The 24010-nt window shown below is 29.5% G+C and carries 22 protein-coding genes; 2 read left to right on the forward strand and 20 right to left on the reverse strand.

All coding sequences use genetic code 11. The annotated features are described in order from the left end of the window. Nucleotides 1–46: 46 nt before the first annotated feature. From CLV86_RS12220 to CLV86_RS12300, 17 genes are all read right to left on the reverse strand, one after another. Nucleotides 47–2467 carry an efflux RND transporter permease subunit gene (locus CLV86_RS12220; protein WP_121052711.1) on the reverse strand — a complete coding sequence of 807 codons (2421 nt, stop codon included), beginning with the start codon at nt 2465–2467 and terminating at the stop codon, nt 47–49. A gap of 52 nt (nt 2468–2519) precedes the next feature. Next, complete coding sequence (locus CLV86_RS12225) at nt 2520–3788, reverse strand: DUF5686 family protein (RefSeq protein ID WP_121052713.1); 1269 nt, start codon at nt 3786–3788, stop codon at nt 2520–2522. Between the two features lie 3 nt (nt 3789–3791). Beyond that, complete coding sequence (locus tag CLV86_RS12230; RefSeq protein ID WP_121052716.1) at nt 3792–4535, reverse strand: peroxiredoxin family protein; 744 nt, start codon at nt 4533–4535, stop codon at nt 3792–3794. Nucleotides 4536–4615: 80 nt separating this feature from the next. Continuing rightward, on the reverse strand, nt 4616–5173 hold the full coding sequence (gene frr / locus CLV86_RS12235; protein ID WP_076734301.1) for a ribosome recycling factor: 558 nt from the start codon (nt 5171–5173) through the stop codon (nt 4616–4618). A gap of 58 nt (nt 5174–5231) precedes the next feature. Next, nucleotides 5232–5939, reverse strand: a complete 708-nt coding sequence (gene pyrH, locus CLV86_RS12240; RefSeq protein ID WP_076734300.1) for a UMP kinase — start codon at nt 5937–5939, stop codon at nt 5232–5234. A 221-nt stretch (nt 5940–6160) separates the two neighbouring features. Continuing rightward, nucleotides 6161–7120: a translation elongation factor Ts gene (tsf, locus tag CLV86_RS12245; RefSeq protein ID WP_121052718.1), complete on the reverse strand. Its 960-nt coding sequence runs from the start codon at nt 7118–7120 to the stop codon at nt 6161–6163. 84 nt (nt 7121–7204) lie between these two features. Continuing rightward, nucleotides 7205–7972, reverse strand: a complete 768-nt coding sequence (rpsB, locus tag CLV86_RS12250; protein WP_076734292.1) for a 30S ribosomal protein S2 — start codon at nt 7970–7972, stop codon at nt 7205–7207. Nucleotides 7973–8147: 175 nt separating this feature from the next. Beyond that, on the reverse strand, nt 8148–8534 hold the full coding sequence (gene rpsI, locus CLV86_RS12255; protein WP_076734291.1) for a 30S ribosomal protein S9: 387 nt from the start codon (nt 8532–8534) through the stop codon (nt 8148–8150). Next, nucleotides 8534–8989, reverse strand: coding sequence for a 50S ribosomal protein L13 (gene rplM / locus CLV86_RS12260; protein ID WP_076734290.1), 456 nt, complete (start codon nt 8987–8989; stop codon nt 8534–8536). The genes rpsI and rplM overlap by 1 nt, the downstream gene beginning before the upstream one ends. Before the next feature lie 256 nt (nt 8990–9245). Further along, a complete protein-coding gene (locus tag CLV86_RS12265; RefSeq protein ID WP_121052720.1) occupies nt 9246–10214 on the reverse strand; it encodes a glycosyltransferase in 969 nt (322 codons plus the stop codon). Nucleotides 10215–10218: 4 nt separating this feature from the next. After that, nucleotides 10219–11157: an acyltransferase gene (locus CLV86_RS12270; protein WP_121052722.1), complete on the reverse strand. Its 939-nt coding sequence runs from the start codon at nt 11155–11157 to the stop codon at nt 10219–10221. Nucleotide 11158: 1 nt separating this feature from the next. Continuing rightward, entirely contained in the window at nt 11159–11956 is a 798-nt protein-coding gene (locus tag CLV86_RS12275; RefSeq protein ID WP_076734287.1) for a glycosyltransferase family 2 protein, read from the reverse strand. Further along, nucleotides 11953–12915: a WaaS/CpsH family glycosyltransferase gene (locus CLV86_RS12280; RefSeq protein WP_076734286.1), complete on the reverse strand. Its 963-nt coding sequence runs from the start codon at nt 12913–12915 to the stop codon at nt 11953–11955. Before CLV86_RS12280 ends, CLV86_RS12275 begins: the two co-directional genes overlap by 4 nt. A 2-nt stretch (nt 12916–12917) precedes the next feature. Then, the gene (locus tag CLV86_RS12285) at nt 12918–13811 is read right to left on the reverse strand and encodes a glycosyltransferase family 2 protein (RefSeq protein WP_121052724.1); all 894 of its coding nucleotides are present in this window, start codon (nt 13809–13811) and stop codon (nt 12918–12920) included. Then, nucleotides 13812–14840, reverse strand: coding sequence for a glycosyltransferase family 2 protein (locus CLV86_RS12290; RefSeq protein ID WP_076734284.1), 1029 nt, complete (start codon nt 14838–14840; stop codon nt 13812–13814). It abuts the gene before it with no gap. A gap of 7 nt (nt 14841–14847) precedes the next feature. Further along, a complete protein-coding gene (locus CLV86_RS12295) occupies nt 14848–15921 on the reverse strand; it encodes an alginate O-acetyltransferase AlgX-related protein (protein ID WP_121052726.1) in 1074 nt (357 codons plus the stop codon). Nucleotides 15922–15924: 3 nt separating this feature from the next. Beyond that, nucleotides 15925–17340: an MBOAT family O-acyltransferase gene (locus CLV86_RS12300; RefSeq protein ID WP_121052728.1), complete on the reverse strand. Its 1416-nt coding sequence runs from the start codon at nt 17338–17340 to the stop codon at nt 15925–15927. A gap of 89 nt (nt 17341–17429) precedes the next feature. On the opposite strand from CLV86_RS12300, the gene CLV86_RS12305 reads away from it, so the two are divergent. After that, nucleotides 17430–19385 carry a YgiQ family radical SAM protein gene (locus tag CLV86_RS12305; RefSeq protein WP_121052730.1) on the forward strand — a complete coding sequence of 652 codons (1956 nt, stop codon included), beginning with the start codon at nt 17430–17432 and terminating at the stop codon, nt 19383–19385. Between the two features lie 63 nt (nt 19386–19448). After that, on the forward strand, nt 19449–20255 hold the full coding sequence (locus tag CLV86_RS12310) for a tryptophan-rich sensory protein (protein ID WP_121052732.1): 807 nt from the start codon (nt 19449–19451) through the stop codon (nt 20253–20255). A 2-nt stretch (nt 20256–20257) separates the two neighbouring features. On the opposite strand, the gene CLV86_RS14295 is transcribed toward CLV86_RS12310, so the two are convergent. The 3 genes from CLV86_RS14295 to CLV86_RS12320 form a co-directional block, all read right to left on the reverse strand. Continuing rightward, nucleotides 20258–20410 carry a hypothetical protein gene (locus CLV86_RS14295; RefSeq protein WP_013869319.1) on the reverse strand — a complete coding sequence of 51 codons (153 nt, stop codon included), beginning with the start codon at nt 20408–20410 and terminating at the stop codon, nt 20258–20260. 82 nt (nt 20411–20492) lie between these two features. Then, nucleotides 20493–23627, reverse strand: a complete 3135-nt coding sequence (locus CLV86_RS12315; protein WP_121052734.1) for a DUF3427 domain-containing protein — start codon at nt 23625–23627, stop codon at nt 20493–20495. Then, a complete protein-coding gene (locus CLV86_RS12320; protein ID WP_121052736.1) occupies nt 23624–24010 on the reverse strand; it encodes a (deoxy)nucleoside triphosphate pyrophosphohydrolase in 387 nt (128 codons plus the stop codon). Before CLV86_RS12320 ends, CLV86_RS12315 begins: the two co-directional genes overlap by 4 nt.

Here is a 24010-nt window from a genome sequence, read left to right on the forward strand (position 1 = left end):
TTTAATTTTATTTTAATAGCAAATATAAAATTTTACTTTTTTTAAATTATTTTTTTTCTTCTGATTCCTCTAAAACATCTTCATCATCACTATCTATAGGAATAATATTTATTGTAGGTTTTTTTAGTATTTGTTTGTTTGCAATACTACGTTCTAAAGATAATAGAAGTGAAGGTAATAGTAGTAAATTTGATAACATCGCGAATAGTAATGTTACCGATACCAAAGCACCAAGTGCTACAGTACCACCAAAACTAGAAATGGTAAATACCGAAAAGCCAAAGAATAATACAATAGAAGTATAAAACATACTTACTCCAGTTTCGCGTAATGCGGCGTAAACAGACTTTTTAATTTTCCAGTTATTGGCTTGTAATTCTTGACGATATTTTGCTAAAAAGTGAATAGTATCGTCTACGGAAATTCCAAAGGCAATACTAAATACTAATATTGTAGATGGTTTAATAGGTACACCTATGTAGCCCATTAATCCAGCAGTTACAACTAATGGTAATAGATTTGGAATTAATGATACAATGATCATTCTAAAAGAACGAAACATGTATGCCATAAATAATGAAATTAAGAAAATGGCTAAGGATAACGAAAGTGCTAAATTATTTACCAAATATTTTGTTCCTTTTTGAAAAACTAATGCTTTACCTGTAATGGAAACATTATATCTTTCTTCTGGAAAAACGTTGTTTATTTTGTTTAGTAAATTATCCTCTATACGCTCCATTTTATCTGTTCCAATATCTTTCATAAACGTAGTTATTCTAGCGTATTGACCAGTAGAATCTACAAAGTTGTTTAATAGATTGGTTTCTCCAGAAGTCGAGTTTTTGGCATATGGTAAAATAAAAGCTTCTTCTTGTTTTGTTGGCAGTTGGTAGTATTTTGGATTGCCATTGTAATAAGCTTGTTTTGAGTATTTAACTAGGCTAACTACAGAGATTGGTCTTGATAGTTCTGGTGTTTCTATTATTAAATCTTCAAGCTCATTCATGCGTTTTAAAGTAGTCGATTTCATAACGCCTTTTTTGCGTTTTGTATCAATCATCACTTCCATTGGCATAATCCCATTAAACTCTTCTTCAAAGAAACGAATATCGCTAAAAAATTCAGCCTTTTTAGGCATATCTTCAATAAGGCTTCCAGATACTTTAATTTTATAGATACCTATAATACAAATAATAATTAATCCTAAGGTTGTACTATAAATAGCAATGCGTTTTTGTTTAACCATACGTACTGTCCAGTCTACAAAACCGCCAATCCAACGTTTGTTTAAATGCTCTAAATGGCGATCTTTAGGATATGGTAAAAAGGTGTAAATAATAGGAATAATAAGTAGGCATAATATAAAAATAGCCAAAATACTAAGTGAAGCAACAACACCAAACTCTTTTAAAAGTTTACTTTCTGTAATTATAAAAGTGGCAAAACCAGAGGCTGTTGTAACATTCGTCATTAATGTGGCATTACCAACTTTTGTAATAACACGTTGTAAAGATTTTACTTTATTACCATGTAATTTTACCTCGTGTTGGTATTTATTAATTAAAAAAATACAATTAGGAATACCAATTACAATAATAAGCGGTGGTATTAAAGCAGTTAATACAGTTATTTCGTATTTTAAAAGACCAAGAATTCCCAAAGTCCACATAACACCAATACAAACCACAATTAACGAAATAAAAGTAGCTCTAAACGATCTAAAAAATAAAAAGAAAATAAGAGATGTTATTGCTAATGCTGCAAGAACAAACATACCAATTTCGTCTACAATATTTTGGGCATTTAACGTTCTAATGTAAGGCATACCAGAAACACGAACGTCTAAATTATAAGTGTCTTCAAACACCTTAACCTTTTCCATTAAAGTTTCTATTACAAAATCTTTTCTGGCAGCAGTATTTACTAGTTCCTTTTTTAGATATATAGCAGTTCTTACTGTTTTTGTTTCTGTGTTAAATAAGAAATTATCGTAAAAAGGATATTGATTAAAAAGCTCGTTTTGGAGTATTGCAATGTCTTTAGAGGTTTTAACAGAATCTTTAATAAATGGCTCTAAATCAAATTTTTTAGCTTCAGTATTTTTTACAAGTTTTTGTAAATCTTTTATAGATACAACACTTTCAACTTCTTTTGATGCTCTAAAACTATCGGAAAGTGAGTTCCACGCGTTCAATTTTTCAACAGTAAATAGAGTAGAGTCTTTAACACCTAAAACAATAAGGTTGCCTTCTTCACCAAAAATTTTTAAAAAGTTATTATATTCTATATTTACTTCGTGATCATCTGGTAATAAATTTGCTTCAGTATAGGTAAAGCGCATATATTTCCACTGTGTACTTAGTAAAATAGTGATGGTAATTATACCTAAAAGAATACCAATTTTATTACGTAAAATTAGTCTAGCTACAATATCCCAAAATTTAGATTTTTTTTGTTTCGCCATGATGCTTTAAAAGTAGGCGCAAAGGTATGGAAAAGCTAAAGATTTTACGAAATTATAATGTAATATTAAACGTGAACTTTAATGCTAAATTATCTTCTTCTTTTGGTAGATGATAGGCGCCATAACGGTAAGTGAAACTTAAACCAAAGCCTAATAAAAGTTTATTAATTTCGAAACCAGATTCTGTATAACCATTTTTTAGAGTTCCAAAATTAACATTTTGGTGTCTGTTTATGTTATTCATGTTTCCTACTGCATAACGAGTTATTAGTACTAGTTGTGGTTTAAAATAACTTGTTATACGAAAAGGTTTTATGTAATGTTTTACTACTAATGTTGCAAACCTGTCTGAAAAAAACTCATCAAAAAACATAGTTTCAAAACTATTTATTCCTGCTACAGAAAAGCGATTTAGTATTGTTTCTTTATTAATATTGTTTGGATATGCGTGATACATATGTGTTAAAGGTGTATCGCCATGTGCCAAACCTGCAGACAATGTTGCAATAGTGTGAGAATCTTTATTATGATTTATTTTATGGATGGCTCTAAAATCTAACTTCGAAAAATTAAAATCGGCATCAAAAACGTTCTTAAAACTCTTACTGTATTGCAATGTGAATTTTGGATAGCCATCTTTTATAATCTTGTTTTTACCATCAATAGATTCGAATTCTACAAATGGATTCCACTGTAAAGCAACTTTTGCTGTACTGGTACCAAAAGATTGATAAGGTGTATTATCTAGAACATACGTATAATTGTAAGTTGGGTCTATATTACTAACAGCAACTTCGGTTTCTGTAATTAGTTTTGGGTTAACTTCATGCTCATAAGATATGGCTGAGGTAATATGCTTGTGAAATAAACTAATATTTAATAAACGTGGCTCGAAAAATGAAAATGTACGCCCATCTGTTAAAAAATTAGAGCTTCCTGTTTCCATTAAATCGTCTGTGTACGATATGTTTAACCAGCTTTTTGTGTCTTTGTTTAATAACACACCACCTCCAATTTTATATTTAAACCGATGGTCTCTAAAACCGTAAACAACATAAGAGTCTATTCTAAAATCTTCTGAAAAACCTTCGTTTGTTACTCCTCCAAGACCTGTTCTAAAACCTTCATATTGATTGAATTTTATAAGATATCTTAAATCAAAATTCCAAACCTTTGTTGGAAAAAAACCGTTTCCAATTTGCTTTAGCAAAGCATCGGAGTTTATAGAATCGGTAGACTTTTTAGTCTCTTTTTCTGGTGTTTGAGCTGCAGCTATAAAGGTGAAGCAAAAGAAAAGTGTATATAGCAAAAGCTTGCGCATAATTTATTTTAATTGGTTTTTAATAGCTTTAGAAAGCACACTTTTTATATTTGTTCTATATCCAATTTCTTTTAATACAATTTCTCCTTTTTTATTTATAACTATACTTGTTGGGTAACTTTGTACACCATATGTATTAATTACATGATTTGCATTTGCGGCTATTGTGTAATTAAAAGGAGTATCAAATAAAAAATTTTCTATTATCTCTTTTTTATTAAAAGTAATGGCTAAAAACACAACATCTTTATTTTTATATTCATTAACAAGCTCATTTAACCTCGGTATTTCTTGAACACAAGGTCCACATTTTGTAAACCAAAAATTTAAGACAACAACCTTGCCTTTTAATTCTGAAAGTTTAATTTTATTTCCATTTAGGTCTGTAACAATAAAATCTAAAGCTTTTTCTCCTTTTGTAAATTGGGCTTCTGGATTTTTTTCTACAAATGCAGGATTATTATTTTTTTTCTGAAAAATAACAGATTTAATTTTGCCTTCGCTATTGGCATAAAACAATGGTTTATAGCCAGGATTAGTCATTAATTCTAATTGAGATGAAGGTAAAACTTTACCTTGTTCGTTAAATAGAAGAATGTCTGGAGTAATCATGATTTGCATGGTTTTTACCTGCTTATCACTTAAAAGTTTTTGATTTTTTGGGATAAATTTATAGTCTTTCTGCGCGTAAATAAACACAGAAAAAAAAAGCATAAAGCCTACCGCTATAAATTTTACGTAATGCATAGTTTTATAAAAAAAATCAATGTAGTTTTTATTCTATAAAAAAAGCGACAATTAAGTCGCTTTTAACTTTTTATAAACTTTTAGACGGTCATTATTTCTGCCTCTTTGTTACTAAGAAGCTCGTCTATACGTTTAACAGATTTATCGGTTAAATTTTGAATATCTGCTTCTGCATTTCCTTTTAAATCTTCCGAAATATCATCTACTTTTTTAATATCGTTATTAGCATCTTTTCTAGCATTACGTACACCTACTTTAGCGTCTTCTGCTTCAGCTTTTGCTTGTTTTGCAAGATCGCGTCTACGCTCTTCGGTTAAAGGTGGTACGTTAATAATTAACTGCTCACCATTATTCATTGGGTTAAAACCTAAGTTTGCAATTTGTATAGCTTTTTCTATAGGCTGAACCATTGCTTTTTCCCAAGGCTGTACTGTTATTGTTCTACCATCTGGTGTGTTTACGTTTGCTACTTGTGCTAATGGTGTTTGTGAACCATAATAATCTACCATAACGCTGCCTAACATAGCAGGACTTGCTTTTCCAGCACGTATATTAGTAAATTGTTTTTTTAAATGCTCGATAGCGTTGTCCATAGACTCTTTTGCGCCATCTATTATAAATTGAATGTCTTCGTTCATTATTGAAAAATTTTATTACTAATTTAGGTAATTCAAGAATTAAGCCAAAATTAATTTTTTATAAACTTACTTGAGTTCCTATATTTTCTCCAGATACTACTTTCATTAAATTTCCTCTTGTGTTCATATCGAAAACTATTATAGGTAAATCGTTTTCTTGACTTAATGTAAAAGCTGTGGTATCCATTACTTTTAAACCTTTGCGTAAAACATCATCAAAAGTTATATGGTCGAATTTAATAGCTTCTTTATCTTTTTCTGGATCTGCATTATAAATCCCATCTACACGTGTACCTTTTAAAATAACATCGGCTTCAATTTCTATGGCTCTTAAAACGGCCGCAGAATCTGTAGTAAAATATGGGTTTCCTGTTCCTCCACCAAAAATAACAACACGCCCTTTACGTAAGTGACTCATTGCTTTACGTCTAATAAAAGGTTCTGCTACTTCATTAATTTTTATAGCTGTTTGCAGCCTTGTTTTAACTTCTGCATCTTCTAAAGCTTGTTGTAATGCTAAACCGTTAATAACGGTTGCAAGCATTCCCATGTGGTCGCCTTGTACACGATCCATACCATTCATGGCACCTGCAACACCTCTAAAAATGTTTCCGCCGCCAATAACTATGGCAACTTCAATTCCTTTTTCTGTTACGGCTTTAATGTCTTGTGCATATTCAGCAAGACGTTCTGGATCAATACCATATTGGCGATTTCCCATTAAGGCTTCACCAGATAATTTTAGGAGGATTCTTTTGTATTTCATGAGTAGTTTCTAAACTTTAAAAGATTCCCACTTTCGTGAGAATAAAGGTTTAGCAAAGCTACATAATTTTTTTATTTCTGAAATTGCTAATATTACAGAAATTCTACTTTTTTTATGCTTTAGTTTTTAAACACAAAAAAACCACTAGCTCTAAAAATAGAGTAGTGGTTTTATATGTTTTTAAATAAATTGGATGAGATTCCTGCTTTTGCAGGAATTTGTTATCCTAAAGAAACGCGTTTAAAAGCAGTTACTTCAACGTTTTTAGACGCTACATAAGCTTCAACTGTTTGCTTTTCATCTTTAATAAACTTTTGGTCAAGTAAACATTGTTCTTGATCTAAAGTTGTGTTGTCTGATACGAAACGCTCCATTTTACCTGGTAAAATTTTATCCCAGATTTGTTCTGGCTTACCTTCAGCTTTTAACTGCTCTTTTGCATCAGCTTCGGCTTGTGCCATAACTTCTGGAGTTAATTGTGCCATAGAAATGTATTGAGGTACGTTTTTAAGTGTTTTACCTAAACGTGCTAACTCTTCGTTATCTTTTTCTATTACTGCAATTCTTGCTTCAGTCTCGTTTGCTACATATTCTGCATCAAAACCTTTGTAAGATAATGAAGTTGCTCCCATAGAAGCTACTTGCATTGCTACATCTTTAGCTACTTCTTCGTTAGCTTCAGATAAACCAACTAAAGCACCAATTTTATTAATGTGAACGTAAGAACCAACGTAAGGAGCTTCTAATTTCTCGAATGCATTGATTTCTAATTTCTCACCAATAACACCTGTTTGTTCAACTAATTTTTCAGACACAGTCATACCACCAAAATCTGATGCTAAGAAATCTTCTTTGCTATCAAAGTTGATTGCTTTTTCTGCTAATTCGTTAGCAAGTGCTAAGAAGTTTTCGTTTTTACCAACAAAATCTGTTTCGCATCCTAATACAATAGCAACACCAACAGTATTGTCATCGTTTATTTTAATAGCGGCAGCACCTTCAGAAGATTCTCTATCGGCTCTTTTTTCTGCTACTTTTTGTCCTTTTTTACGTAATACATCAATGGCTGCATCAAAATCTCCTTTAGCTTCTACTAAGGCTTTTTTACAATCCATCATACCTGCACCAGTTGCTTTTCTTAATTTGTTTACTTCTGCTGCTGAAATTTTTACTTCACTCATAATGTGTGTAATTTAAAAAAGTCGTTCAATTTATTTCGGTAAAGAAAAGAATTAAACGACTTATAAATGTTTCGAAATTGTTATTTATTCTTCCTCTTCTTTAGCTGCTTTAGCTTTTTTTGCTGGTGCAGGCTTTGCTTTACCTTCAGCTTTTTCAGCTTTTTCAGCTTTACGCTCGTTTAATCCACCTGTAATAGCTTCAGTAACGTGCGTTAATATTTTATCGATTGATTTAGAAGCATCATCATTTGCTGGTATAACGTAATCTACTTGACGTGGATCTGAGTTAGTATCTACCATTGCAAAAATAGGAATGTTTAATTTCTGTGCTTCTTTAATCGCGATATGCTCACGTTTAATATCTACAACAAACAAAGCTCCTGGAAGACGCGTCATGTCTACAATAGAACCTAAGTTTTTTTCTAACTTAGCTCTTAAACGGTCTACTTGTAGACGTTCTTTTTTAGATAAAGTTAAAAAGGTTCCATCTTTCTTCATTCTATCAATAGTAGCCATTTTTTTAATAGCTTTTCTAATAGTAACAAAGTTAGTTAACATTCCACCTGGCCATCTTTCTGTGATGTAAGGCATGTTAATGCTACCTGCTTTTTCAGCAACGATGTCTTTTGCTTGTTTTTTTGTAGCAACAAATAAGATTTTACGACCAGAGGCTGCAATTTTTGCTAAAGCTTCTCCAGCTTCGTCAATCTTAGCTGCTGTTTTGTATAAGTTTATAATATGGATACCGTTACGCTCCATATATACGTAAGGCGCCATGTTTGGATCCCACTTACGTGTAAGGTGACCGAAGTGTACACCTGCTTCAAGTAATTCTTTTACTTCTACTGCCATTTTGTAATAGTTTACGTTCTGTTGAATTAGCAATGTTCCATTGGGCTTTATAGCTTATGGCTTCATTTAGATGCTAAACTAAATCCTGCTTTTAGGCTAGGACAACAATAACTGTTTTATTTTTTTGTTTTGTCTCAACAGTATTGATAATATACAATACTGTTGAAGGATAATATTAACGTTTCGAGAATTGGAATTTTTTACGCGCTTTCTTCTGTCCGAATTTTTTACGCTCTACCATTCTTGGGTCTCTAGTTAATAAACCTTCTGGTTTAAGAATACCTCTGTTTTCGTCGTTTAACTCACACATTGCGCGAGAAATTGCTAAACGGATAGCTTCTGCTTGACCAGTAATACCACCTCCAAATACATTTACAGAAATATCAAAGTTACCTTCGTTGTTAGTTAATGCTAACGGTTGGTTTACTTTGTACTGTAACGTTGCTGTATCGAAGTAGTCTTTTAAATCTTTTTTGTTAATCGTGATGTTTCCTTTACCTTCTTTAAGGTAAACACGAGCAACAGCCGTTTTACGACGACCAATTTTGTGTAATACTTCCATTACTTGAATTCGTTTAAGTTAATTGTTTTAGGTTTTTGAGCTTCGTGAGCATGCTCTGTTCCTGTAACAACAGTTAAGTTTCTAAAAAGAGCTGCTCCTAATTTGTTTTTAGGTAACATTCCTTTTACAGATTTCTCTACTAATCTTGCTGGATCTTTTCCAAACAATTCAGTAGCAGTTAAACTTCTTTGACCACCTGGGTAACCTGTGTGACGGATATAAGATTTATCTGTCCACTTGTTTCCTGTTAAGTTGATTTTTTCTGCATTGATAACAATTACGTTATCTCCACAATCAACATGTGGTGTGAAGCTTGGCTTGTGCTTTCCTCTTAATAATCTTGCGATTTGAGTGCACATACGCCCTAAGGTTTGACCATCAGCATCAACTAAAACCCACTGCTTATCTGCAGTTGCTTTGTTTGCCGAAACGGTTTTGTAGCTTAATGTATCCACGTTATTAATTAAATTTTTGACCCGATTTTATACGAGTCGATTAAACATTCCTCTCTCAAAAAGAGTTTGCAAATTTACGACAATCTTCTTGATTACCAAATAGTATAGGGTATTTTATTTAATAACTTTGTTGATATGTTTTCGCGATTTGTTAATTTCCTTGCTATTTTTTAAAAATCAGCCATTTAATAACCACGAATTCTTGTTAATAAGCCACTTAAAAACTAAAATAAATGTGTTTTTAATATAAAAATTATTAATTAGCTTGTTTATTCCTTTCTCTAAATTGCTTAAACTTAAAACGTAGTTGCTTAATTTTATTTACTTTGGTGTTATTAGCAACTTCTAAATAAGTATCTAATTGGTGTTCGATGTTTAGGTTTTTTAATGCAAACTCCCTAAAAAATTGTCCGTCTTTGTAGTTGTATTTTTTTATTTCGTTTACTAAATCGTTTACAGAGAATTTATATTTGTAATATCTACCCGAGCAATTGTTTTTTATGCTGTTGTTTAAAATTTCTTTATTTAAATAACCATCGGCAAAAGAATCTGCATAGGATCGATTATCGTAAATTAAAACTGGTCTTCCGCATGCCATGGCTTCGTAAATAGATCTGCCTAAACCAATAACCAAGTCGTGATTATTAATGGTATTTTCTATATCCCAAATAGGATTTATGTTTTTGTCTAAATATTCGAAATCTAAATTTAATGCATTACAAGCTTGTTGTATTGCGGTATTAGCTTCTTTAGATTGGCACAAGCTAAGTACAGATTTTAGTTTGGGTTGTGGTGCTTTTGTTGTTTTAAATCTTTTGCAGTCTATACCGTTTAAAATAAGTGTAGAGTTGTAGCCTTTATTGTTTAGGTGTATTTGTACTTCTTGAGAAATACTTATATAACCGTCGGCATATTTATGTGGTTGCTCTAAAGGAGGAAAAATGCCATGACACGTTTGAATAAATTTGCTTTTTATGCTCTTTTTTAAATAGCTAATGGTTGTATTATGGTTGGCAAAAACAATATCGTATTCTTTTTTAGATAGAAAAGGTACTTTTAGTTCATTTTCAATTTTAGTAGAAACTAATCCTTTTTCAAAAGTAAAATATTCTACATTATGTCCTTTCTTTTTTAAACCATCAATTAAAGCGTATGTAAATGTTTCTGAGCCTCCAACGTTTACCAAGTGGTTGTTTGTAACAAGTATGTTTAATGTTTTATTCATTATGTTATAGCAAGTATTTAATTTTCTTGTTTAATTGTATTAAAATGTAAGATAATGCAATAGTTGCTAATACGGTGATAATACTAATTGTTGTATTAGTAAATTGATAATGCATTACAATATATATCCACGGAATTGTATGACTAAAGTAAATTGCGCTTGAGTAAAGCGATATAGTTTTAGTATTAAACTTTGTATTTATTTTAGTTTGTAGTATTAGTATAAATAAACTTGGACACACTATTATTTGAGTGAATAATATATCGAAACCTTTATTTGTAGTTAGTTTATAATTAATATAGCTTTCAATAAATAATAGTATAAAACCTATTATGGTAATTACAGTGGTTTTTTTTGTTAGTTTTTCTTGGTTTCTTCTTATTAAAAGACCTGTAGCCATAAAAGGAAGGCCGAAAAAAATAAAATTTCTTACTACATATGGTTTTTTAATAATATTGTTTAAAAATTCTATATCTACGTTTATATAAACTTTTATGTATTGAATAAAAACACCCGTAAGAAAGAGTGTTAATATTATTGCTGTTAATCGCTTGTTAGATGCTTTTTTTAAAAAGTATAACACCAATCCGGAACATAGTAGAGCTGCTAAATACCATAAGTGATGCCAGCCAAAAGTAAAAAGCTCAAAAAATGTAATCGTGTCTTGTTTATGCCAGTATTTAAAATAGATTGCCATCCATATTAAATAAAGTATAAGAACTCTTTTTAACCATTTAATGTAGTGTTGCTTAGTGTTAATATTAAAAAAATAGTAACCATTAATCATTAAAAAAATAGGTACAGTTATTCTAAAAAGGCCGTTTTTTAATAAATACCATATTAATTTATTTATATCTATAAAAAAATCGGTGTGCGCACCTACAACCATTATAGCTAATATAAATTTTGAAATATCTATTAGGTTGTTTCTTTTTGCAATCATTTTAATCTTGTTTTATTATGCCGTTATCTATAAAACAGATTTTGTTTTGTATAATATTTGTTAAAATCTTATCGCCTATTGTAGTATCTCCTTTTGCTGCTTCTTTATGGTATAAATGGTATTGTAATGCTACTTGTTTTAGTCTTTTTCCGTAAACACCATTATTAACCAGTCTTTGTATAAATTCGTAATCTTCGTATCCCCAACCAACAAATGCTTCGTTATAACCATTAATTGCCATTGCATCTTTTTTCCAATAGGATATGTTGCAGCCTCTTATTTTTTTCGAATTTTTATTTTCTCTTTTTGTAAAGTACTTATAAAAAGGAAGCCTTAGTAATCGATTTCTTTTTTTTAATCCTTTTGTAAAATAGTGTATGGTTTGATTGCCTTGATTTAGTATGCTTTGTGTTTTGCTTTTACTTAAGGAAATTCTACTTCCAAATAAAAATGTGTTTGCCTGCCTGCTATTAATATGGTCTTTTATAAAGTGTTTATGTAATATAATATCTCCATCTATTTGAATAATATAATCTGCAGAAACAGCTAAAATGGCTTTGTTTAGAATAATACTTTTTCTAAAACCTAAATCTTCATGCCATATATGTTTTATTGGAATTTTAGATTGTTGTTTAAAAGAGGCTATAACTTCTTTTGTACTCTCTAAAGAGCCATCGTCTGCAATAACAATTTCGTGAGGTAATTTACTTTGTTTAAAAACACTTTCTAAAACTAAATTTAGCGCTTTTGGCCAATTGTAGGTTGAAATAAGTAACGCTATTTTAATTTCGTTTTTCATTTATCTAAATTAAAAACTTGTTTAGTCCAGTTAGAAATATGGTATTTTTCTAAAATCTTTTTGTCTAACGGTTTATAATCGGTTTTTAAAAAAGAATCTGGAATAGAAATGTGTTTTATGTTTTTTACTACTAAAATATTTTCAGGATCATAAAAATCGTACTTAACAATATCTTTATTAAGGGTAATTAGTTTTTTTTGAAATGCTAAAGACTCGAATACTCTAAACGATAAACCTTGTTGTTTGGGACGCTGTAAATCTAAAACTACTTTACATTTTTTTAAGTAATCTAGCATTTGTGATATTGAGTATGGCTTTTTTATTATTACAATACCTTTGCTTTTAAGTTCTTCGGCTGGTTTTAAACTAAAAACAATAATTTTAAAAGAGATATTGTGTGTATTAAAGTAGTCTGCAAAAAAAGAGGTGCTTTTTTTTCTTTTGTCTATAGAGCTTATATTAAATGCTTGATATTCTATTGGGTGGTTTTCTTTAGTATCTAAACAGGTATAAATAAAATTATTAATTTTAGTAAAACCATGTTTTTTACAATCTTTATTTTCAAAAGAAAATACTTTATCAAAAAGATTTATATTCTTTTTAATTTTAGGGTATCTGGAGATACTGTCGTTTATAAAGGTTATAAGCTCGTTAGTTTTACTTTTTAATTGAAGTAAGGTTTCTAGGTTAAGAAAATCTGACTTAATAACTAGAATTTTATCTTGTTTTGGTAGCGACTCTATGCGGTCATTTATTTGTTTTTTTAAATGAATCTCTTTTAAGTTCTTTTTTGTTAGATTCTTTAAAAAGAAATTAAATATTCTATGAAAAACAGTAGGATATTTATAGGTGAAATCGTTAAAGTTTATTGAAGTTGTTTCAATACCTTTAGCAATAAGATTTTTTTCTATATAGCTGTTAAATCCCCAATTATCTAAACTAATAATTGTAATTTTCATGGTTATTTAATTTTATTGTATAGCTTTAATATATAGAATATTAATGCCAAAGATTTTTTCTTCTTAATTATAAATAGTTCTTCTTTATGTTTTAAAAAGAGAGCTATCTTTTTAAAATTATTTTTTGCGGTTGGTTTTTTATAAAGAAGTTCCAAATTTAAGAGTATTTTTTTAGCATAGTGATGTTCTGGACATTTTTTATAAAATTCTAAAACTCTGGCTTGTCTCTTATATATTTTATTTTCTTTAGACTTTCTATTTTTATTTAGTACTAAGGTGTTATTATCGTGAATTCTATAGTCTACCAATGCTTCGTTAAAATAAGTAATGCCTCCATTTAATGTTGCATTAAAAGCAATCCACCAGTCATGCGGAATAAGTTTTGGGAATGGAAATATAGTATTGCACAATTGTTTTTTAAAAAGTAGAGCATGACCAGAAACACAATTGTCTAAAGCAAAATGTAATGGGTTATTGGAAGAAATCATGTTTTTAGAGCTCGACATTTTTTTATTTAAACTCTTTAAGTTTTTATCTACAAATAACGAATCGCAATAAATTAAATCGTAATCTTTTATATTGTTGTATAGTTTTTCAATTTTATCTAAAGCCCAAACATCGTCTTGGTCTGATAGCGCAATGTATTCTCCACTTGCAAGCGCTATTCCTTTTTCAAAATTTTTAATGTAACCAAGATTATTTAAATTAGAGTTTACTTTTATTCTAGAGTCTTTTTGAGCATAAGCATTTAAAATAGAAATAGTATTGTCTGTAGATTTATCGTCGCATACTATTAACTCTATAGATTTATAAGTTTGATTTAATATAGAATCTATTTGAGCTTTTAAATAAGCTTCTCCATTAAAAGTGCATAATATAATTGAAATTAAAGGCATTTAGACTTTGTATATGTGACGTAAAGATTTGGTTTTAAATTTAAATAGCTTGTATTTAAGGCGATTATAGTTTTTTGTGTTTTTATTTATTATAAAGTCTTTTATAGATTGTTTAGTGTAAAAGTCTTTTGCTTTTTTGTAATCTAATCTTTTAAAAGATTTTAATGTGGTCCAATCTCTTATTTGTTCAATATCTTTTAAAGGTGTGTTTTCTTTAAAAAGTTTAAACGTAGGATTGTGTATTAAATCGTAACACAATAATAAACGTTCAAAATATTTTACATAAATAAGTTTATCAAAAGCATCTTTATTAACAGTAGTAGTCATAGACTCTGAAGATAAATGTACTCTAAATTTAACTAGACTATCTTTTATAAAAACGAAGCTGTTTTTCGATATAATATTTAAAACAAAAACGTAATCTATTATCTGTTTATATTTTAAAGGAAAATCGCTTTCATTTATTATAGATTTATTAAATAAATAGCATGGTGGTTCTCCTATACAATTGTTAAATAATTTTTTTCCAATAATTTTTGGTGCTTGTTCCGGAGTTATTAGGGTATTGTGAGGAAATATAGAGTCTGTTTTTTCTATTTTAGTATAAAAACTTTGTAGCTTTTGGTTTATATTTTCATCAAAGAAATATTCTCTGTTACAAAACACAAAATTTACGTTGTGTTTTAAAGCAGCATTCATCATTATTTCAACACAATTATTTTCAAAAATATCATCTTGAAATAAAAATTTAATCCAGTTAGAGGATGCTTTTTCTATAACATTTATCCAATTTTTTACTAACCCTAAGTTTTCTGGATTTTTAAAAACTTTTATGTTGGGATGTTTTTTTGCGTAAGCTTCGCAAATGGCAATAGTATTATCGCTAGACTTATCATCACAAATTATAATCTCTATGTTTTTATAAGTTTGATTTAAGGCACTATTTAAAGATTCTTCAATGTAATTAGCTCCATTGTAAGTTGGTATACAAATGGAAACTAATGGGAGTTCTTTATTAGTATTTATCATTCTTTTGCTATTTTTTATTCGATAATAATATATCTAAATCTCTTTCTAAAACTTCTATAATTACAATATCGGGTTTTTCGTTAAGAATTACGTCTTTATTGAAATTATGGTCCCAAAACAATACTGTTTCTTCAAAATTTTCAATGAAAAAGGGATTGCAATATCCAAAAAACGAATCTCTATATGCTAAAAGTTTAAGGTTTCCTTTGTTGTTTTTAAAGCGTAATTCAAAATTAGAAGGTTCTTTATTATAGCCTTCTGGTATTGGGTATTTTTTTTCTTTAACTACTTCGGCAAAAGTAGTGTCTAATTTTAAGTGTAAATACTCTTCTTTATTGTCAATTTGAGTAATTTTTGCTAAATCTCCATGAAGCGTATTGGTTGTAAATTTCTCAAGTTTATTAAAATCGAAATGTTTAAATTTTTGATTTGGAAAATCTTTTTCAAACCTTTTTATAGCTGTAGAATAACCATAAAATCCTCCGTAATCATTCCAATGCGTATCGGTTTTATGATACAATCTTTTGTCTGGATGGTTTTTAAAATCTTCGCCTAAATTAATAAATGGAACACCTATAGCTTGACATAAAGAGTCTATTTGTTCCATTTTAGTATTTCTATCTCTTTTTCTAATAGGTATTAAACTATCGTAAACTGTTAACTTGTTAGGAGGAACAGTTAGGTAAAATTTAATATTGTTTTTCTCTAACCAAGAATTTCTCTCTATTAAAATATTTTTAAGCTGGTTTATTTCTTCTTTAGAAAATACAATTAAGCCTTTAGATTCTGATAAAGCATCACTAAAAAAATCGCCAATTACAAACCATCCGTTTTTAAGTTCTACTGCACGCTCTGGAATGAGTTGTGTGCCAAATAATGTTTCTTTTATATTTCTATTTAAACTTAATAATTGGTCTTTTGGTATGTAGTTGTTTTTAAAACTTAATTTAACTTTTTTGCCTGGATTTATAATTTTTTGAACACCTAAATTTATTATAGATAATACCATTGGACTAAAAATTAGAACAAAAATTAATGTTCTAAAATCGAATGAAATTTTTATTTTTCTTTTAGTAAACATAATTTAAAATCTAAAATAAATAAATGGATTATAAGACCCAGAAGAGATATAACTTAAGCTTATAATAAAAATAGCAACTAAAAAGCTATGCTTAATAAATAAGGTGTTTTTGTTTAAAGGTAGCTTTTTGAAATAGTTGTAAACTGGTAACGAAAATATTAAAGCTAATATTAACGAAAATCCTATTTCTCTATTTAAAACAAAATAGTTTAAAAATTCTACTCTACTAAAATCTCCAGAAGAATAAACAAATAGTTTTTTAAAATATATGCCAATATCTTTCATGTTGTTTCCTCTAAATAATACCCATCCTAAGGTAACAACCATTAACGTATAAAAATGCTGAATTGGAGCCCATGATTTTTTTAATAAATCGCTTAAAAATAGACGTTCTAGTAATAAAAACACACCATGAAAAAGTCCCCAAATAACAAAGTTCCATGCGGCTCCATGCCAAAGACCAGTAACAAAAAATACAGTAATTAAATTTAAATAAGTTCTGCCTTCTCCTTTTCTATTACCTCCTAAAGGAATGTATAGATAATCTCTAAACCATGAGGATAGAGAGATGTGCCATCTTTTCCAAAATTCTTGAATAGACTTAGATATAAACGGGTAATTAAAGTTTTCTAATATTCTAAAACCAAAAATTCTTCCTAAACCAATAGCCATATCAGAATAGCCAGAAAAATCATAGTAAATTTGAAAACCGTAAGTTATTATTCCAAGCCAAGCATAAGGTGTAGAAAGGTCTAATACATTACTAGTGTCGAAAATAGAATCTGCTAATTTACCACATTGATTTGCAATAATTATTTTTTTAGACAATCCAATTATAAAGCGTTCAAAACCAATAGTAATATCGTTTTTTGTAATGGTTCTTTTAACTAAATATTGTTCAATATCTTGATATCTAACTATAGGTCCAGCAACTAATTGCGGAAAAAAAGTAACATAGGTTGCAAAGTTTATAAACTTTCTACTTGCTTTAACTTTGCCATAATATACATCAATACTATAAGACATAGTTTGAAAAACATAAAAACTAATACCCATAGGAAGGATAACTTTTGGAATAGAGTTGATAAAACTAGAGTCAAAACCAAAAGAGTTTAATGTTGCGGTTAAATTTTCAATTCCAAAATTAAAGTATTTAAAAAAGAATAATGTACCAAGATTACTAAATAAAGATAAGTATAAACCTAATTTTTTCTTTCCACTTTCTATTAAATGCCCACATTTATAATCAATAACTGTAGAAGCAATCATTATTAGCACAAGTGCTTTTTCTCCAGCGGTGTAAAATATTAAACTAGCAACTAAAAGTACGGCATTTCTGTACTTGTTTTTCGAATAAAAATAAATTAAAAATACTAATGGTAAAAAAAGAAATAAAAATGTAGATGTGCTAAAATGCATTTTAAAATTAAAATTTAGCCTACAAATATATGCTAAAGCTTTATTAATAAGAGTAAAAGCAATGTTTTTTTATCTATTTTTGCAGCAATATGCAAGAATTAAAACTTTCAAGTTGGTTACCTACCACAAATAAAGAGGTGAAAATTCGCGGATGGCAAGAGCTAGACGTGATTCTTTTTAGTGGAGATGCTTATGTAGATCATCCAACATTTGGGCCTGCAGTAATTGGTCGTTTGTTAGAAAGTATGGGTTTACGTGTTGCAATTGTGCCACAACCTAATGTTAATGATAACTTGCAGGATTTTGTAAAACTAGGCAAGCCAAAATTGTTTTTTGGTGTTACTGGTGGTTGTATGGATCCTATGATTAGCAACTATAATGCTAATAAAAAGAAACGTGATAAAGATGCTTACACACCAAATGGTGATATTGGTTTTAGACCAGATTATGCATCGTCTGTATATTCTAAAATTTTAAAAGAAAAATGGCCGGATACTCCAGTTTTAATTGGTGGTATTGAAGGTTCTTTGCGTCGTGTTACACATTACGATTATTGGAGCGATAAATTAATGCCAACTATTTTAGAAACCTCTAAAGCAGATATGTTGGTTTATGGTATGGGAGAACAACCATTGCGTGAAATAGTACGTTTATTAGAAAAAGGCGTACCATTTAACAGTATAAATACGGTTTTACAAACAGCTGTACTTTTAGATAAAAATGAAAGTATTCCTAAAAATAGCAATTGGATAGATGTTGAAATTGCTTCGCATGAAGTGTGTTTAAAGGATAAAAAGAAATACGCCTCTAACTTTAAAATTATTGAGCAGGAGTCTAACAAATTAGCAGCAAGACGTATTTTTCAAAAAGTGGGCGATAAGACCTTGATGATAAATCCGCCGTATCCAACCATGACAGAAGCTGAAATTGATGCTTCTTTCGATTTACCTTATACACGATTACCACACCCAAAATATAATAAGCGTGGTCCAATTCCAGCTTATGAAATGATTAAGACCTCTATAAACATTCACAGAGGATGTTTTGGAGGTTGTAGTTTCTGTACTATTTCGGCACATCAAGGAAAATTTATCGCATCTCGTAGTCAAGAATCGATTTTGAAAGAAGTTGATAAAGTTGCTAATATGCCAGATTTTAAAGGCTATTTAAGTGATATTGGTGGACCAAGTGCTAATATGTACCAAATGAAAGGTAAAGTACAATCTATTTGCGACAAATGTGTAGCACCAAGTTGTATTTCGCCTGTAATTTGTAGTAATTTAGATACGTCTCACAAACCATTAACCGATTTATACAAGGCTGTTGATAGTCACCCGAAGGTTAAAAAATCGTTTATTGGTTCTGGAATTAGGCATGATATGTTAGTGCCAGAATTTAATAAAAATGCAGATCCAAAAGAGCTGGATGATTATACAGAAGAGGTAATGACCAAGCACGTGTCTGGACGTCTTAAAGTTGCACCAGAACATACCAGTGATCCTGTTTTAAAATTAATGCGTAAACCATCGTTTACGTACTTCCATAAATTTAAAGAGCGTTTTGATAAAATTAATATTAAGAGGAATTTAAAGCTTCAATTAATTCCTTATTTTATATCTAATCATCCTGCTTGCGAAGTTGAAGATATGGCGAATCTTGCTGCCGAAACTAAAGATATGGGCTTTCAGCTAGAGCAAGTACAAGGTTTTACACCAACACCAATGACGGTAGCTACTGTAATTTATTATTCTGGTTACCATCCGTATACGCTTAAAAAAGTAAATACGCCTAAAACTAGAAAAGAAAAGGACGAACAACACCGTTTTTTCTTTTGGTATAAAGATGAAAACAAAGCGTGGATAAAAAAGACCTTGAATAAAGTTGGACGTCAAGATTTGTTAAAAGTTTTACTTCCTGAAAAAACCGAAAAATGGCGTAAAAACAAGCCAAAAGGTGAAGCTAAAAATACCTTTAACGATGCTGTACCTTTTAATCAGCGAAAGAATAAGGTGAAGTATAAAGGAAAGAAAAAGAAACGTCGTTAAACTTAGTCTTACATTTTTTTAAACAGTATTTCTTTGTCGTAATATTTTAATTATATTACTACAATGAAAAAAAGTCTACAAATACTTAACGCTATTGCATTTGTTTTTGTATTAATAATGAACTTTTTAGCCAATACCGGTTTGTTAAATAATACAACTATTGGCGAAGTTTCTGCACAATACAATACTTTATTTACACCAGCAGGTTATGCATTTTCTATTTGGGGAATTATATATCTATTAGTATTTGGGTTTATATTTTATCAAAGCCGTAGTTTGTTTGTAAATGTTCGCGATGACGGTTTTATACTTACTACAGGTTGGTGGTTTGTAATATCGTGTATAGCAAATTGTTTATGGATTGTGGCTTGGATATACAATTACACATTATTGTCTAGTGTGTTTATTTTTTTGCTGTTATTTTCATTACTAAAAATAGTATTAAATAATAAAATGGAATTGTTTGATGCGCCAATAACAGTTATCGCCTTTTTATGGTGGCCGTTTGTGTTTTATAGTGGTTGGGTTACTGTAGCAAGTATTGCAAATGTCTCAGCAGTTTTAGTAAAGTACAATTGGGACGGTTTTGGTATATCACCAACTGTATGGACCGTTTTAATGTTAATTATAGCTGCAGTAATAAATATAATAGTCACTTGGTCAAGAAACATGCGAGAGTTTGCTCTTGTTGGAGCTTGGGCTTTAATTGCTATTTATGTTGCTAATAAAAATGAGAACACAGTTGTTGCTTACACTGCAATTGGTTTAGCTGTAATACTAATAATTAGCAGTTCTATTCATGCTTTTAAAAACCGAAAAACGAATCCTGCTATTAAATGTATGGAGTTTTTTGAAGGAAAAACTAGTTAGGCTTATTTCTCTAATCTTTTATTATTGGATTGCTCTTCGTTACTTGTTGCAATAGCATAAGCTAAAATGCCAATTTCTAAAAGCAGAATAGCAATTTTGGCTTTTTTACTTTTTGTTAATGTACTGGTAAGTCCTAATATTTTTGTAATTATCATAGTATGTATTTTTAGTACATACAAATTAATACTTTACTTAATTATGGTTTAACTTGAATGGAAAATGTTTTGACTTGATAGGTTAGCCAACGGAAAGTTTTGCCGCTTCTTTCCACAAATAATTTGGCATTGGTTCATTTAATTCCCAATTAATGCTCATTGGTTTAGAACCGTAGTGGTCTTTTATATTTCCTTCTCCTATAAAAACGTAACCTTTTGTATTGCCAAATTCATCTTTTGCTTTTTCACGAATAAAAAGTAAGATTCGTTTATTTTCCTCTTGATGTTTTATATAAGACAATCCTTTTCCTTTATCAGGTCTTGCAGCGTTTTGTGTTTGCCAATGAAACAATAATTCATTTACAGCATAATCATCATACATTGTAGTTGGTGAAAAGTTTTCTTCTGATTTAATGAGATTTATAAAAAGTAATTCTGTTTTTAAATTTTTATTTAATGCTGTTCCTTCTCTATTAGATGATTTTTTTGTGAAACTACTAAATTGGAAAGCAGTTAATATTTGGTCTCTTGTGTAACGACTATGTAATTTTAAAGGTTGTTCGAAAGGAAGTCGAATAGGTAATTCTTTAAAATCTATTTTGTCAATTAATAACTCTAAAACCTCTTTTATTTCTTCTACTAAAATAGGGTTAACTCCAATTTGATTTATACTTTTTTCTAAAGAATTGAAACCAGCTTCTTTTTGCCAAACATCGTAATGTAGCATTAAAAGCATAGTTTTTTCATTTTCATTCAATTCTGAAATTGTCACCTTAAAATTCTGTTTTGCAATTTTTAAAATAAAAGAGAAATAACTGAGTGAATTTGTAGATAACCATTTGTTTGAAATAGCTGAAACAATAGCTTTCTCATTTTCAGAATTGAAGTTTTCTATTCTTCCTGCTAATTGACATAAACGCTTCCAGCTTTCTCTTTTGTATATTGATTGTAGAGGTATATTATAAAACGAGCAAAAGTTACCTATAGTTAATGGTAAATTAGTGTCATTCTGAAACTGCTGTATTTTTAGAATTAATTTGTTTTTATTTAATGATGTTGCAGCCGAAATATTTTTAAGAATTGTTTCTTTTGTCTTTTTCTCTAAAATGATGGAGCAACCCAAAGGAAGGTGAGGGAAATCATCTTCAATTTCTTTTTTAACAGTTGTATTCGTTTTACCTATTAAAGCCCTAAACTTACTTTCAAAATTATATTCTGGTTTAGAATTTCCAACAAAATCTAAAACGGTTAAGCAATCTTTATCTTCGTGAAGCCTCAAACCTCTTCCAAGTTGTTGTAAAAAGACTGTTAAACTTTCAGTTGGCCTTAAAAATAGAACAGTATCAATTTCAGGAATATCAATTCCTTCATTAAACATATCGACTACAAATAGGTAGTTGATTTCTTTTTTCTCTAATTTCTGACGAATATGGACTCTGTCCTTACTGTTTTTACTAGTTAGAAAATCAGCTTTTAATCCTGCTAATGTAAATTTTTCAGCCATAAATTTAGCATGTTCCATAGAAACACAATAACCTAAAGCCCTAACGTCGTTAATATTTTTTGTGTATTTGTCTAACGCGTTAATAATTTCCCTAACTCTTCTGTCACTTTCCGTATATAAATCTGTTAATTCACTTGGCGCATATTTTCCTCTTACCCAGCTTACATTAGTTAAATCAATACTATCAGTTATTCCAAAATATTGAAATGGACAAAGTAATTTTCGATTCATTGCTTCAGGTAGTCTAATTTCAGCAGCAATTTTATTATCAAAATCTTCTAAAATATCTCCACCATCCATCCGTTCTGGTGTAGCAGTTAAGCCCAGTAAAACTTTTGGTTTGAAATAATTTATTATTTCTCTGTAGCTATTTGCAGTTTGATGATGACATTCATCTATTATTATGAAATCGTAATATTCAGGCGTTAAGTTGTATTCTTTAAATTTGTTTTTAACAGATTGTACAGAAGCAAATACAAATTCAAAGTTATCTGGAACTATTCCGTCAACCCATAATTCACCAATATTATTATTCCTTAAAACACCCTGAAAAGTTGATAATGATTTTTGGATGATTTCTTTTCTATGTGCAAGAAATAGAAGCTTTGCAGACTTGTTATTTTGTTTGAAACGTTTGTAATCAAATGCGGAAATAACGGTTTTACCTGTTCCTGTAGCTGCAACAACAAGATTTCTAAATCTTTTGTGAATGGTTCTTTCTACTTCAAGTTTTTCTAATACTTCTTTTTGATATGGAAAAGGCTTTATATCAAATATTGCAGTTGAATTTTCATAAGGTTTGCTAAATTTACTTTGTTTTAAAGCGCTTTGAAGTTTCTCTTTATGTATGGCATCATCAAATAATTCGAAATCATCACTTTCCCAATATGTATCAAATGTCTTTTGAAACTTATCAATAATATGACTAACTTCTTTTGTTGTGATTTTTAAATTCCACTCTAATCCATCTGTTAATGCAGACCTTGAAAAATTAGAAGAACCAATATATGCTGTATGAAATCCAGTATTTCTATAAAATAGATATGCTTTTGCGTGCAACCTTTCGTTACTCGTATTGTATGATATTTTAACTTCAGTATTTGGAAGATTAGAAAGTAGTTGAATAGCTTTATAATCAGTTGCTCCAATATAAGTAGTAGTAATTACTTTTAGTTTTCCACCACGCTGTGTAAATTCTCGTAACTCTTTTTCAAGAATAATAATGCCTTTAAATTTTATAAAAGAAACAAGAAGATATATTTCGTTTGAAGAAAGGATTTCTTTTTTAAGTTCACTTTCTAGTGACAATCCACCATTTCCACCAGTGAATAATTCACTTTGTGTTAGTCTTGTGTAAGGTGTGATTTCTTTTAATCTTAAATCTAAATTTGAAAAATGGGCATCAGTTTTTGAAAATACTGCTTTTAAAACTTCTCCTTCAATACTAACCAAATCGTCATTAAATTCTTGTTTATTTAATTCCTCTTTTATTAATTTAATAATTTTATTAGCTATTTCAATTTGTAATTCGGCTTTACCTTTTATAAGTTGAAATGCATGTTTTAAAGTTTTAGCTAGATGTTTAGACAAAACATTTGAAGCTTCTTCTTTATCAATTATAGTTTTCTTTAAGTAGAACTTATCTTTATCAAGTTTGTTTAAATTTTCAGATACTAATTGGGTTATTAATTCTTCGTAAATTCCTTGATTCATAGTGATAAATATTCTTTTAAAATAGGCAAATCAGCTTCTGCCCAATCTAAAGTAATCAATTCATCTTTATTAGCAAGTAAAAAGCTACAATGCTCCTTTAATTTTAATTCACCAGAAAGATATTTAGCTATAAAAGGTATTAATTTAATCTTGAAATCAGGATATTCATGAGTTACAGGAGTTAACTTTTTTTTGATTTCAATTTTGATATTTAATTCCTCAAAAACTTCTCTTTTAACACATTCAATTTCAGTTTCGTCTATTTCAATCTTACCACCTGCAAATTCCCATTTTAAAGGTAGTTTCATGTTTTTACTTCTTTGAACTGCTAAAACTTTATCGTCAAATTGAATGATTGCACATGTAACAAGAATAGTTTTCAT

Source organism: Lacinutrix venerupis (assembly GCF_003663945.1).
In the GTDB taxonomy this organism is placed as follows: domain Bacteria; phylum Bacteroidota; class Bacteroidia; order Flavobacteriales; family Flavobacteriaceae; genus Lacinutrix; species Lacinutrix venerupis.